The sequence below is a fragment of the Paenibacillus sp. S28 genome (assembly GCF_016624415.1).
GTDB lineage: Bacteria > Bacillota > Bacilli > Paenibacillales > Paenibacillaceae > Paenibacillus_AQ > Paenibacillus_AQ favisporus.
In genome coordinates this window covers 93588-107148 of the sequence record NZ_JACVTM010000014.1, presented here as the reverse complement: position 1 = coordinate 107148, position 13561 = coordinate 93588, and the positions used below count along the sequence as shown (strand labels likewise).

9 protein-coding genes are annotated in these 13561 nt (G+C 55.8%); 8 read left to right on the top strand and 1 reads right to left on the bottom strand.

Going from position 1 to position 13561, the window contains the following annotated elements:
• The first annotated feature begins 7 nt into the window (after positions 1 to 7).
• The gene (gene fucU / locus IAE55_RS26310; RefSeq protein ID WP_076174215.1) at positions 8 to 436 is read left to right on the top strand and encodes an L-fucose mutarotase; all 429 of its coding nucleotides are present in this window, start codon (positions 8 to 10) and stop codon (positions 434 to 436) included.
• A gap of 124 nt (positions 437 to 560) precedes the next feature.
• Here fucU and IAE55_RS26305 read toward each other — a convergent pair whose 3' ends face one another.
• The gene (locus IAE55_RS26305) at positions 561 to 1466 is read right to left on the bottom strand and encodes a serine hydrolase domain-containing protein (RefSeq protein ID WP_200634312.1); all 906 of its coding nucleotides are present in this window, start codon (positions 1464 to 1466) and stop codon (positions 561 to 563) included.
• A gap of 550 nt (positions 1467 to 2016) precedes the next feature.
• On the opposite strand from IAE55_RS26305, the gene IAE55_RS26300 reads away from it, so the two are divergent.
• From IAE55_RS26300 to IAE55_RS26270, 7 genes are all read left to right on the top strand, one after another.
• Positions 2017 to 2781 carry an alpha/beta hydrolase gene (locus IAE55_RS26300; RefSeq protein WP_200634311.1) on the top strand — a complete coding sequence of 255 codons (765 nt, stop codon included), beginning with the start codon at positions 2017 to 2019 and terminating at the stop codon, positions 2779 to 2781.
• Positions 2782 to 2795: 14 nt separating this feature from the next.
• Complete coding sequence (locus tag IAE55_RS26295) at positions 2796 to 3755, top strand: ABC transporter permease (protein WP_200634310.1); 960 nt, start codon at positions 2796 to 2798, stop codon at positions 3753 to 3755.
• Positions 3756 to 3773: 18 nt separating this feature from the next.
• Positions 3774 to 4676 carry a carbohydrate ABC transporter permease gene (locus IAE55_RS26290; RefSeq protein ID WP_076174223.1) on the top strand — a complete coding sequence of 301 codons (903 nt, stop codon included), beginning with the start codon at positions 3774 to 3776 and terminating at the stop codon, positions 4674 to 4676.
• Positions 4677 to 4731: 55 nt separating this feature from the next.
• Positions 4732 to 6330 carry an extracellular solute-binding protein gene (locus tag IAE55_RS26285; RefSeq protein WP_116234190.1) on the top strand — a complete coding sequence of 533 codons (1599 nt, stop codon included), beginning with the start codon at positions 4732 to 4734 and terminating at the stop codon, positions 6328 to 6330.
• A 392-nt stretch (positions 6331 to 6722) separates the two neighbouring features.
• Positions 6723 to 8882 carry a glycoside hydrolase family 3 N-terminal domain-containing protein gene (locus IAE55_RS26280; RefSeq protein ID WP_200634309.1) on the top strand — a complete coding sequence of 720 codons (2160 nt, stop codon included), beginning with the start codon at positions 6723 to 6725 and terminating at the stop codon, positions 8880 to 8882.
• 156 nt (positions 8883 to 9038) lie between these two features.
• The gene (locus tag IAE55_RS26275) at positions 9039 to 12404 is read left to right on the top strand and encodes a GH36-type glycosyl hydrolase domain-containing protein (RefSeq protein WP_200634308.1); all 3366 of its coding nucleotides are present in this window, start codon (positions 9039 to 9041) and stop codon (positions 12402 to 12404) included.
• Positions 12405 to 12503: 99 nt separating this feature from the next.
• Positions 12504 to 13490: a LacI family DNA-binding transcriptional regulator gene (locus tag IAE55_RS26270; protein WP_200634307.1), complete on the top strand. Its 987-nt coding sequence runs from the start codon at positions 12504 to 12506 to the stop codon at positions 13488 to 13490.
• Positions 13491 to 13561 lie beyond the last annotated feature (71 nt).

Genomic DNA, 13561 nt, shown 5'->3' with positions numbered 1-13561 from the left:
TTTTGTCATGTTGAAAGGAATTTCTGCATTGCTGTCTCCTGAGCTGTTGAAAATATTAAGCGAAATGGGGCACGGGGACGAGATCGTATTCGCCGACGGAAATTTCCCTTCCGCCAGTCTGGCCAAGCGGCTGGTTCGGGCGGACGGCCACGGCATTCCCGAGCTGCTCCAGGCTGCGCTTGAACTGCTGCCCCTGAACAGGTACGTGGAGTACCCCGTCATGCTGATGCAGGTGGTGCCGGGAGATCCGGTGGAAACGCCGGTGTGGGAAGTATACCGCAAGATCGTGCATGAGACGGAAGGGGAAGACATCAAGTTCACCGAATTGGAACGTTTCGAATTTTATGAACGCGCGAAGAAAGCCTATGCGGTCGTGGCGACCGGAGAACGTGCGTTGTACGGCAACCTGATTTTGTCCAAAGGGGTCATTTCTTAAGGGAATGACAGATATGAAAGGTCCAGATTCCTCATCCCCAAGCAAGCAAAAACGGTGCTCTCCTCGCCTAGGAGGAAGCACCGTTTTGTTGTATTTTCTGACATGTCACGAAAATGTAACACGTTTAGAGCTGGGGCAAAATATCCGCCCAGACGGCGTCGAGAATGCCCTGCATATCATCCTCGTCACTGTTGATGGCGATCACGGCCTCTTTGTCCGGGATGACGACGCAGAACTGTCCACGCATGCCGTCGGCGCGGTACGCTCCGTGCGTGCACATCCAGAATTGGCCGCCGTAACCCGCACCCCAGTCCGCCGTTCCCGGCGTGTCGATTTGCTTCCGCGTAACCTCGCCGATCCATGCCTCCGGGATCAGTTGGACGCCCTGCCACCGCCCCTTCTGCAGCAGCATCTGGCCGAACCGGCTCAGCTCTTCGCAGCTGATCCACAGCCCAGTGCAGCCGAGCGTGACGCCGAGCGGCGACGTGTCCCATCGGACATCCTGGATGCCGAGCGGCTCGAACAGCCGCGGCACCAAATAATCGCGCACCGTCTCCCCGACGGCTGCCTGAACCATGGCCGAGATCATAAACGTATCGCCGCTGCTGTACGTGAAGATCTCTCCGGGCATCCGGTCCAAGGGCAGGGACATATAGTATTTGGCCCAATCTTTCTCCTGCAGCGTTTCCCGCTCTTCCGCCCAGAGCGGCGGGGCATCGTGGCCGGAAGCCATCCGGAGCAGATGACCGAGGGTCAGCTCTCCCGGTGGATAGGGCGAATCCTTCACCGATTTTCCATAGTCCGGAAAAAAATCGTTTAACCGTGCATCCAGTGTCAGCTTTCCTTCGGCGATGGCAAGTCCGACCGCCATGCATGTAAAAGACTTGCTGACCGAATGCTGAAGCCGGCGGGCGTCGCCATCCCGGTCCCAGAGCCCCAGCAGCTGCCCATTTTGCAGCACCCGGACCGATAAGACGTTCAGTTTCCTGCAGCCTGCGTTATCGACAAAACCGCCGATTTGAAATGTCATCGTTAAGCCTTCCTTCCGCTTGATCCCTATGGCTGAAACGGGTTACAGCATGTGCCGTTCCGCTACGGCCGTCAGGAATAGGATGAAATCTATAGAAACGTTTCCACATTGACTCGTTAATCTTGAGATTATTACAGATTACTTTATCTTGTCAACTCCATTTTGTAAGCGGTTACTATTCGTCATCAGATAGGGATTTTGTCGCATTAACGTAAGTGAGATCAGGGATTTGCACAAAAATACAGTTCGCTGGGCCTTTGTAAAAAAGGTTGTTGACAGGTTTAGACAACGGGCTTATGATGTTAATCGAAACGATTCGAAAAAATCGCTTTCATCGCTTTTGACGCTCCTGCGGCAGCTACCGATAACGCCCGATGAGGCTGAATCGGATCTTGCTTAGGCGGGAACGCAATCGGCGATCAGAAGAACCAATGACGGGCCGAAACTGTCCGTTATCGGCTCAGCCGGGCCGGCTTCCCGAAAGGGGGCTGCTGCTGACTAAGGCGGACAACACGATAGAGCAGTCGAACTGAAATGAAAGGGGTTACATATGGCGCATCTAACGATCGATACCGGCTCGCCAACGCTGCGGATGACGACCAGCATCCATGTGATCTCTCCGGTGGATACCGGCGTCCCCACTTCAAGCACGTTGTATCTTCTGCACGGAGCGGGGGACAACGCCAGCACCTGGCACCGCCTGACGACCGTGGAAATGTTCGCGGCGAGGCACGGCTGTACAGTGATCATGCCGGAAGCAGGACGAAGCTTTTATACCGACATGGTTTACGGGCTGGACTATTTTCACTACATCACGGAGGAGCTACCCGAGCTGTGCGGGCGCCTGCTGCATTTGAATACCGATCCCGAAAGAACGTTTGTGGCGGGATTGTCGATGGGCGGCTACGGAGCGCTCAAATGCGCGCTCACCTACCCGGAGCGATACGCCAAAGCAGTATCTTTCTCGGGAGTGACCGACATCCGTCAGCGTCTGAACGACCCGGCGATGCCGGAAGGGATGCGCAGGGAGATGCAGGCCGTCTTCGGACCGGGGCTTGAGGTGAAGCCGGATCAGGATGTGTATGCGCTGTCCGCGAAATTGATCGAAGAGGGCCGAAGGCTGCCGCCGGTGCTGTGCTGCTGCGGATCGGAGGATCCGTTCGTAGAAATGAACCGGCAGTTTGCCGCCAGCATGGAGAACAGCCCGTTCGATTTCCGGTATGTTGAGGGACCGGGAACGCATGACTGGCTCTTTTGGGAAGAGCATTTAAAGACCGCTTTTGATTTTCTGTTTGAAGACAAGACCCAAGAATAGTGAGGAGATGCCAATTGAAACCCGCAGCCTTAGGGCCGAACAAAAATGCAAAGGGGCGTTCCAAAACCGGTAATCTGTTTACGGAAATTTGGAAGCACCGGATGACGTATACGCTGCTTATTCCCGGCATCATCTGGCTGATCCTGTTTGCTTATCTGCCGATGGGCGGCTTGTCGCTCGCGTTTAAGTATTACAAAGCCAACATGGGAATTTGGGGCAGCCCTTGGGTCGGCCTGGAGAACTTCAAGTATGTATTCCGCGACCCGACGTTTGCCCAAGCGGTGTGGAGAACACTGTACATCAACATTATCAAGCTGATCATCACCTTCCCGTTCCCGATTCTGCTGGCGCTCCTGCTGAACGAGCTCCGCATGCGGAAGACGAAGAAGCTGTTCCAGACGATCTTTACGTTTCCGCAGTTCCTGTCGTGGATCATAGTTTCAGGGATCGTGATCAACGTCCTTTCCTATGACGGCCTGCTGAACAGCGCGCTGCAGCTTCTTGGACTTCCGACGATCAACTTCCTCGGCTCCGAGCCCATGTTCCTGCCGATGCTGATTTTGACAGACATCTGGAAATCCACCGGATGGGGGGCCATCATCTTCCTGGCGGCTATCTCGGGGATCGACCAGGACCAATACGAATCGGCGCAGATCGACGGCGCTTCGCGGATGCAGCAAATTTTCAAAATTACGCTGCCGAACATTTTGCCGACCGTCACGGTCATGTTCATCCTGAACGTGGGCGGCCTGATGTCCGCCGGCTTCGATCAGATTTTCAACTTGGCGAATGCGGCGACGCAGAACGTGTCCCAGGTGCTCGACGTGTACATTTACCGGATCACGTTCCAGTCCTCGACGGACTTCTCGTTCTCGACAGCGGTCAGCTTGTTCCGTTCGCTCGTGAACATGATTCTGCTGCTTGCTGCGGACCGCGTGGCCAAACTGATGGGCGGAGACGGATTGTTCCGTTAGGAAAGGAGTGTTAGAGAGATGAGTACGCATGCTGAGAAACGGCATAAATACCGGGTCGGTAAAATGACGCTTCTCGATTACATCATGTTTATCGTGCTGATTGTGTTGGCTTTAATTATTTTGATTCCGTTCCTGAACGTGATCGCGATTTCGCTCGCCTCACAGAAGGAGTATGCCGATAATCCGATGATGCTGTGGCCGAAGCATCCGACGCTGGACGCCTACCGTGCGCTGTTCGAGGACGGCAGGCTGCTGACGGGCTTCTGGAACACCATTAAAATTCTGGTGGTCGGCCTGCCGCTGAGCTTGTTCCTGACGAGCACGATGGCTTACGGCCTCAGCCGCAACAAGTTCCCGGGGAAAAAGTTTATCTTCTTCCTCGTCCTGTTCACCATGATCTTTAATGGCGGGATTGTGCCGCTGTACCTGGTCATGAAATCGCTGCACCTCACCGGTTCCCTGTGGTCTGTCATCCTGGTAGGAAGCTTCAGTGCCTTCAATATGATCCTGATGATGAACTACTTCCAGGGCCTGCCGGAGTCCTTGATGGAATCCGCGAGGCTCGACGGGGCGGGCGAATGGCGCATCTTGTTCTCCGTCGTCCTTCCGCTCGCGGCGCCGATTATGGCGACCATTACGCTGTTCTATGGCGTGGCCTTCTGGAACGGATGGTATGATGCGATGATCTTCCTGCGAAAAGCGGAAATGCTTCCGCTGCAAAACGTCCTGCGGACCATTATCGTCGAATCGTCGACAAACGTTTCGAATGCAGCCAGCGTGGACGCCCTGAACAAATCTGGTTTTTCCACGGGAATGAAGATGGCTTCGGTCTTCGTATCGATGGTGCCGATCATGTGCTTCTTCCCGATGCTGCAAAAGCACTTCGCCAAAGGGGTGTTAACAGGGGCTATCAAGACCTGATTACACAATAGATTTTTTTTACCACAAAAAATCTGATCAAAAGAGGGGAAAAAACATGAACACCAAAAAGCTGTTCAAACCGCTTCTGGCCGTTGCGCTGTCGGCGGTGATGCTGACGGTGACTGCCTGCGGGAAAGACACGGCATCATCCGGCGGCAACGAAAAAGACGCGGACGGGAACTACAAGGACAAATTAAAAATTTCCGTCGCGCAGACCACGGAAGTCAAAGACGGTGTGCTCGACAACGAGTTCCACAAGTACTGGATGGACAAATTCAACGTCGAGTGGGATTACAACTACGTACAGTGGGATTCCTGGCCGGAAAAACTCCGCCTGTGGATCAACTCTGGCGACCTGCCTGACGTGGCCAGCTGGAACTACGTGCACGGCGATTTCATGAACTATGTCGATCAAGGACTGCTCTACAAATTCCCGGATGACTGGAAAGAGCGCTGGCCGAACGTAGCGGCAGCCTACAAGCTGACCGGCCTCGGCGACAAGCTGGAAGAGCTGACAGGCGGTACTTACATTCTGCCGAAACCGGTGTACTACCAGAACAAACCGGCCGATCCGCTTGTGAACCAAATCGGCGTCATTGCGATCCGCAAAGACTGGGCCAAAGCTGTCGGGTTTGAACTGAAGGATGCTTACACCACAAGCGAACTGATTCATTATGCGGAACTGGTCAAAGAGAAAGACCCAGGGAAGCTGGGCTCCAAGCTCGTTCCGATCTCATACACAGCGGATGACGCTTTGACCAACATCATCATGGCCAACAGTGAGCACTCCCGCGTGGAATCGGCGTTCTACAAAGGAGAGGACGGCAAGTTCCATTGGGGACCAGCCGATCCGGAGACGCTGACCGGTCTGAAACTGATGCAGAAAGCGTACAAAGAAGGCCTGCTTAATCCGGAATTCTACACCTGGAAAAACAACGAAGGCAGCGACAACTTCAGAGTTAAAGGCGTTGCCGCGATGATGTCCCTGGGCGGTCTGGCTTCGTACAGACAAGACATGGACAAGAACATGCAGAAGAACCTGGGCGTAAGCAGCGACGACCTCGTCCATACGGCGATCGTTCTGGGTGACGACGGCAAATACCGCAACCTGGAGCAGCCGAACTTCTGGTCTGCGCTGATCTTCTCGCCGAACATCAGCAAAGAGAAGTTCGAACGCATCATGGATATTATCGATTACTCGACGACCAAAGAAGGACAAATGCTCCTGAACATGGGCTTTGAGGGCAAGGATTGGAAGTACGATGAGAACAAAGAGCCGGTCAGCCTGCTTCCGGAAGGAACGACCCTGGAAGACAAATATCCGGCACGTTTTGAAGGATTGTACATTTTGGGCGACGACTTCAGTATCGTGAACCCAGCGATCAAGAAGGAATACCGTGACCGCGCCGTTGAGCTGTTTAAAGAGAAAGCGAAACTGGGCAGCGAAGGCGGCAAGCTGGCAACTTACGACTGGGATGTGCAGCTGTACGATTCCAAAGCGAAGAGCCAGGCATCCTTCGATTACCAGAACGAGTATGCGAACCTAATTCTGCAAGGCGGCGATCTGGAAGCAAACTGGAAGAAGTGGGTACAAAGCAAGCAGTCTCTCGTTCAACCGGTTCTGGATGAACTGAACAGCAAATTTGCCAAGTAACAGATCGTTCTGAAATAAGGATAAGAACTGAGCGTTATACGCAGTCCGAGTCTAAGGAACCCGGTGTGCAGCACATTTTGATGCAGCCGGGTTCTTCTCTTCCACAGTGGTGCCGGGCCGGATTTCTTCTATTATATATAGGCCGGCCTGGCCACAGGGAGGAGACATCGTTTCTTATAACGCTTAAAGAATGCAAATGTACATCGATAGACGCTTTTCTTCATGAGGAATTTGCACAAAAGATAAGCGCCAAGGATGGGTTTCATCCTTGCTGCCCTTGTCGGCCAGGTTTTGTGCAAGCTCCTGAGAAAGGAGAAAGGGTCTGAAAGAGCCGGACCATTCGTGTCCGGAAGGCCTGGATCATCATACGACTTTGTTGTGGAGGGAATGGAATGGACAACCTGCAGTTAACCGAGCTGTTACATCAGATGACGCTGGAGGAGAAGATCGCGCAGCTGCTCCAGCTGACCGCCAATTTTCATGAAGGCGGCGAAAGCCAAATTACCGGACCGCTTGAGGAAATGGGGATCACCGAATCGATGGTGACCGCCAGCGGTTCTGTTCTAGGGTTATCGGGAGCACAGTCGGTCATCGACGTGCAGAAATCATATTTAAGCAAAAGCCGGCTCGGCATTCCGCTGATGTTTATGGCCGACGTGGTGCATGGCTTCAAAACGATCTTTCCGATCCCGCTGGCGATCGGATGCTCCTGGGATACGGAGCTGGCTGAAAAGAGTGCCGAAATTGCCGCGAGAGAGTCGGCGGTATCCGGTATTCATGTAACGTTCGCCCCCATGGTCGATCTGGTGCGCGATCCGCGGTGGGGACGCGTCATGGAGACGACCGGCGAAGATCCGTACCTGAACAGCCTGTTTGCCCGGGCTTTTGTCCGCGGCTATCAAGGCGGGAGCCTGAAGGAAGAGCCGGAGCGGCTGGCTGCCTGCGTGAAGCACTTCGCCGCATATGGCGCTCCTGAAGGGGGACGCGACTACAACACGGTCAACATGTCGGAACGCAATCTGCGGGAGCAGTATCTGCCGGCCTATAAAGCGGCACTGGACGAAGGCTGCGAGATGGTCATGACGTCGTTCAATACCGTGGACGGCATTCCGGCTACCGGCAATGAGAAGCTGATGCGCGGCATCCTCCGCGATGAGTGGGGTTTTGACGGCGTCCTGATTTCGGACTGGGCGTCGATCCGCGAAATGATCGCGCACGGCGCGGCGGAGGACGATGGCGAGGCCGCTTACCGAGCGATCCGGGCCGGCGTGGATATCGAGATGATGACACCTTGTTACGTACAGCATCTGCCGGACCTCATCGAGAGCGGACGCGTGGACGAAGCCTTGGTCGACGAAGCGGTGCTGCGGATAATGCGGCTGAAAGACAAGCTCGGGTTGTTCGACAATCCGCTGAGAGGAGCCGATCCGGAGCGTGAGCGCGAAGTGCTGTTCTGTCAGGAACATCGAAACGTTTCTTACGAGCTGGCAACCAAGTCGAGCGTACTGCTGAAAAACGAAGGCGGCCTGCTGCCGCTTGCGCCTGGGAAGAAGGTTGCCCTGATTGGGCCGTTCGCCCAGAGCGACGACATCCTCGGCTGGTGGTCCTGCGTCGGCGTGAAGGAAGACGCCGTGAAGCTGGGAACCGCGCTGCAGGAGCGGCTGGCTGAGGGACAGCTGGTCATTGCCGAAGGCTCCGGCGTCGTAAGCGTGGAGCAATCGCAGATTGATGCTGCCATCGCCGCGGCTCAAGACGTGGACGTGATCGTGCTCGCCCTTGGCGAAGATTCGGCCATGAGCGGGGAGGGCGGATCCCGCACGAACATCCGCTTGCCGGAAGCCCAGCTGGAGCTGGTGCGGCAGCTGAAGAAGATGGGCAAGCCGATGGCTGCGGTGATCTTCAACGGCCGCCCGCTGGACCTGCACGGCATCATTGACGAAGCGGACGCCGTCCTGGAAGCCTGGTTCCCGGGCAGCGAAGGCGGAGCCGCGATCTCCGACATTCTGATCGGGCGCGTGAATCCTTCGGCCCGGCTGACGATGTCCTTCCCGCATTCGGTGGGACAAATTCCGGTCTATTATAACCATTACAATACCGGCCGTCCGATGAATCCGGACAAAACGGAAGAGCGGTATGTGTCCAAATATATCGACAGTCCGAATGATCCGCTGCTTCCGTTCGGATACGGCCTATCCTATACGACGTTTGAATACGGCGAGCTGAAATTGTCCGGAAACGAGATAACGGCCAATCAGCCGCTTCAGGTCAGCGTGAACGTAACGAACACCGGGGATCGCACAGGCATCGAAACGGTTCAGCTGTATATCCGCGACGTGGCCGGTGAAGTGGTCCGTCCGATGCGCGAGCTGAAAGGCTTCGTACGTTTCGAGCTTGCTCCCGGGGAAAGCGCGGATGCGGTCTTTACGATCACGGAGGAACAGCTTCGTTATCATCATTCCGACCTTACGCAAGCCAGCGATCCGGGAACGTTCCAGGTGTTTGTCGGTCCGAACAGCCGGGACACCCTTGCTGAGTCGTTCCGGCTGGTTTAGATGAACAGACGGCCATGCGCATACACAAAGAACAGCGCATGGCCTTGGAGAGAGCTGACCAACAAGACGATGCAGGATGAAAAATACTGTAAAAGCTGCCTCGAAGCCGTACCGGACAGGTTCCGGCCGGCTTCCGGGATAGGAGGATGAACAACTATGACAACCATTACGAATTCCAAGCTTCACGTCCAGGCCGGCGATCTGTCCTTTACGTTCTGGGAAAGCGGCGACCTGTTCCAAGCCGTCAGCGGCAAGACGATGATCAACCAGCTGATGAGCAGCCCGCTCGACGGGGCTTTAAATAACCTGTATCTTCGCATCCATGACGATTCCGCTATCCGCTTCTACCCGCTGCTCGGCATCCGTTCGGACAGCCGGGTCAGCATAGGCGAAGGACGCATCGTCTGGACAGGCGAAGCCGAAGGGGTAGCGTACAGCGTAACGTTTGCGCTCAGCCCGCTCGGCGTATGGTTCTGGGACGTCCGGGCGACCGGGCATAGCCTCAAGGTCGACGTCATTTACGGCCAGGATATCGGGGACGCGGATCCGGGCGCCGTTCGCAGCAACGAGGCGTACCTGTCCCAATACATCGACCATACCGTATTCGAAGACAAAGACCACGGCTATGTGGTGTGCTCGCGCCAGAACCAGCCGCAGGGCGGAGCGTTCCCTTACATACAGCAGGGTTCGCTGACGCGTGCCGCGGGGTTCTCTACGGACGGCTTCCAGTTCTTCGGCCTGTCTTATAAAGAAACGAACGTGCCGGCATGCCTCAGCCAGCCTCAATTGGCGAACGAGGTTTATCAATACGAGTTCGCCTACACGGCGCTTCAGTCCGAAGCGGTAACGCTGGACGGGGAAGCACGCTTCGTGTTCTACGGCTTGTTCAAGCCGGATCATGCGGCTGCGGTAACCGAGCTGGAATTCAAGGACGAGGTGCTGAAAGCCTGGGATCAGGTGCAGGCAAATCTGGCCGCTGCGGCCGGTACGCTGCACGAACTGCCGCGGGTCCGCCTGAATCCGGAGATCGGCGAACCGCTGCGCACCCTGCCGCTTACCGGGGAGGAGCTCGAAGCCCTTTTCCCGGCAGCCGGAAGACAGGAGGAGGAAACCGAGAACGGACAGCTTCTTGCGTTCTTTACCGACACCTATGAGCATGTCGTGCTGAAGGAGAAGGAGCTGCGGGTGGAGCGTCCGCACGGGCATATTCTGATGAGCGGCGGCAGCGTCAAGCTGGGCGCCAAAGTCGTGACGACGACTTCTTATATGTACGGCATTTTCAACTCCCATCTGGTGGTGGGCAATACCAACTTCAACAAAATGATGAGCAATGCCCGCAGCGCCTTGAACGTGCCGAAAACGGCGGGACAGCGGATATACGTAAACATCGAGGGTGTGTACCGTCTCCTGACGATGCCGTCCCTGTTCGAGATCGGCTTCAACTACGTGCGCTGGTATTACAAAACGGCGGATGACATGCTGGTAATCACCAATTTCGCGGCGGCGGATGTGCCTGAAGTACGCCTTCATGTGCGCTCGGAGAGCGGCAAAGCGTATGAATTCCTGGTGACCAGCCAGGTCACCATGGACGTCAACGAGTTCGAAGCACCGGTCCGCATGACGGAATCGGCGGGTGTGCTGACGTTCCACGGCGCCCAGGATGCACTCCGGAAGGAAGCCTATCCGCACCTGAAATATACCATGCGGATCGACGGCGCCAAGGCGGCTGTTAGCGATGAAACGGCACTCGCAAGCGGCATTCAGGCTGGGGAAGCGTCGGTAGTGACGCTCAAGCTGGATGCTGCCTCGGAATGGACTTTGACGATGCAGGGGCTGCTGGACGGGGAAGACCTTCCTGAGGCTAACCGAAGCGCAGACAATGAAATCGCGAAGTACCGGGAGTTCTTCCGGGACGTGATGAACGGATTCCGCTTAACCGGCGGGGATGGCACAGAAGGCAAGGACTTTTTCAAAGTGAATGCGCTGGCCTGGTGGTACACCCATAATATGCTGGTTCATTATTCGGTGCCGCATGGCTTGGAACAGTACGGAGGCGCGGCTTGGGGAACGCGTGACGTCTGCCAGGGGCCGACCGAGTACTTTATGGCGACGCAAAAATTCGAACAGGTGCGCGACATTCTGACAATGGTGTATTCCCACCAGTACGAAGACGACGGCAACTGGCCGCAGTGGTTCATGTTCGACAACTACTTTACCGTCCAGCAGGAGGAGAGCCACGGGGATATCATCGTATGGCCGCTGAAGGTGCTCAGCGATTACCTGCGGGCGACCGAAGACTTCGGCATTCTCGAGGAAAAGGTTCCGTATACGGTCAAGCACAAGTTCCATTTTACCGAAGAAACCGCCACGATTCTGGATCACGTGTACAAGGAGATCGGTTACATTCGCAGCCACTTCCTGCATGATACCCATCTGTCCTCTTATGGGGATGGAGATTGGGACGATACGCTGCAGCCGGCCAACGCCCAGCTGAAGCAGTACATGGTCAGCAGCTGGACCGTCGCCCTGACGTACCAGACGATGACACAGCTCTCAGGCGCCCTGAAATCCGCCAAGCCGGAATTGGCTTCGGAGCTTCATGATATGGCGCAGGGAATCAAGCGTGATTACGAAAAATACATGCTCGGAACGGAAGTCATTCCTGGGTTCCTCTATATGGAGAATCCGGACGAGGTGAAGCTGATGCTCCATCCGACCGACAAGGAAACAGGCATTCAGTACCGCCTGCTGCCGATGACCCGGAGCATGATTGCAGAGCTGCTGGATCCGGATCGCGCGAAGGCGCATTATGAGCTGATCAAAGAGAAGCTCTTCTTCCCGGATGGCGTCCGTCTCATGAACCGTCCGGCCCAGTATGCCGGCGGCGTCAGCACGCACTTCAAACGGGCGGAGCAGGCGTCGAACTTCGGGCGCGAAGTGGGCCTGCAGTATGTTCACGCCCATATCCGCTTCATTGAAGCGATGGCGAAGCTCGGGCATGCCGATGATGTATGGAACGGCCTGAACGTGATCAACCCGGTCGGCATCCGCAATGTCGTGCCGAATGCCGAGCTGCGTCAAAGCAACGCCTATTTCAGCAGCTCCGACGGCAAGTTCAACACGCGTTATGACGCGCAGGCGCATTTTGATGAGCTGCGCAGCGGCAGCGTGCAGGTGAAGGGCGGATGGCGTATTTACTCCAGCGGCCCGGGGATCTACATGAATCAGCTGATCTCGAACGCGCTGGGCATCCGCCAGGAGCAGCAGGACCTCATCGTGGATCCGGTGCTGCCGAAGGTGCTGGACGGCATGCGCTTCGACTTCCGTTACGACGGTCAAGACGTGGCCTTCATTTACCATTTGAACGGCACCGGCGAGCGCCGCGTGAAGCTGAACGGCCGGGAGCTGGAAGCTTCGGCGGTGAGCAATCCGTACCGCGAGGGCGGACTGCGGATTTCGAAGGACGTGTTTGAGCAGGGAATGAAGCCGGACGGCCACAATGTGGTTGAGATTTTTATGTAGCAGTTTAAGGCGATCTTCACGGATCGCCCTTTTCCATGAGAACTGGAATATGGATAATTTTGGACCTAGCAATGGTTTGATACGGGGGAGCGAGGAACATTGGTTAGTATTAAGGATATCGCTAAAAAAGCCGGGGTTTCCATATCGACGGTATCATATGCCCTGAACGGCAGCAGCAAGGTGACGGATGAAACCCGCTCGAAAATTTTGGCGATCGCCAAGGAACTGAACTATGTGCCGAACGCGGCCGCGAGATCGCTGAAGAAGCGGGAGTCCCGGATCATCGGGGTATTTCTGACGGATTTTAAGGGGGACGTGTATGGCGACCTGCTCGACGGGATGAAGGAGGTCTGCAACGCCCAGGGCTACGACCTGATCGTATGCAGCGGCAAGCAGGCCCACCGGATGCTTCCGGAGCGGATGATCGATGGGGCCATTATTCTGGACCATGCGTTTACGAACGCGGAGCTGCTCAAATATGCTGAGCGGAACCACAAAATCGTCGTGCTGGACCGGGAGCTCGAGCATCCCAACATCAATCAGGTGCTGCTGGATAATAAGGCAGGGGCTACGCTGGCCACCGAATTTTTGGTCGAGCAGGGCCACAAGAAGATTTACATCGTGACGGGGCCTGATGACTCGTTTGACTCCATTCAGCGCATGAAGGCGGTCAAAATGGTAGCGGACCGCACGGAAGATGTGGAGTGGATCGAGATCCCCGGCGACTTCAAGAAAAGCGGAGGGGAACGCGCCGCCGAACAGGTCATAGGTGAGTATACCGGCCCGGCGGCCGTGTTCTGCCTCAATGACGAAATGGCCATCGGTTTTTGCAACCGGCTGGCGGAGACCGATTATCGGGTCGGGGAGCATGTGCATTTGATCGGCTTCGATAATATTGAGCTGACGAGCTACATGCAGCCGCGTCTGGCGACCATCAACTACTCCAAACGGAAATGGGGGGCGCTGGCGTCGGAGCAGCTGATCAAAATTTTATCCGGTGAGGAAGTGGAGCATGAGCGCATCTACGTCACGCTGATCAAAGGGGAATCTGTCGGAAAAAGCGCTCGGCAGGTTAACGTGGGCTAGATGAAGCACGCATGCACCGCGGTGAACAAACAGAAGGGTATCCGGCTGACTAGAGCCTGTCGGATACCCTT

Coding starts and splice junctions, on each gene's coding strand:
- IAE55_RS26280 (WP_200634309.1), top strand. CDS start 6,723: ATGGACAACCTGCAGTTAACCGAGCTGTTACATCAGATGACGCTGGAG.
- fucU (WP_076174215.1), top strand. CDS start 8: ATGTTGAAAGGAATTTCTGCATTGCTGTCTCCTGAGCTGTTGAAAATA.
- IAE55_RS26285 (WP_116234190.1), top strand. CDS start 4,732: ATGAACACCAAAAAGCTGTTCAAACCGCTTCTGGCCGTTGCGCTGTCG.
- IAE55_RS26305 (WP_200634312.1), bottom strand. CDS start 1,466: ATGACATTTCAAATCGGCGGTTTTGTCGATAACGCAGGCTGCAGGAAA.
- IAE55_RS26275 (WP_200634308.1), top strand. CDS start 9,039: ATGACAACCATTACGAATTCCAAGCTTCACGTCCAGGCCGGCGATCTG.
- IAE55_RS26300 (WP_200634311.1), top strand. CDS start 2,017: ATGGCGCATCTAACGATCGATACCGGCTCGCCAACGCTGCGGATGACG.
- IAE55_RS26290 (WP_076174223.1), top strand. CDS start 3,774: ATGAGTACGCATGCTGAGAAACGGCATAAATACCGGGTCGGTAAAATG.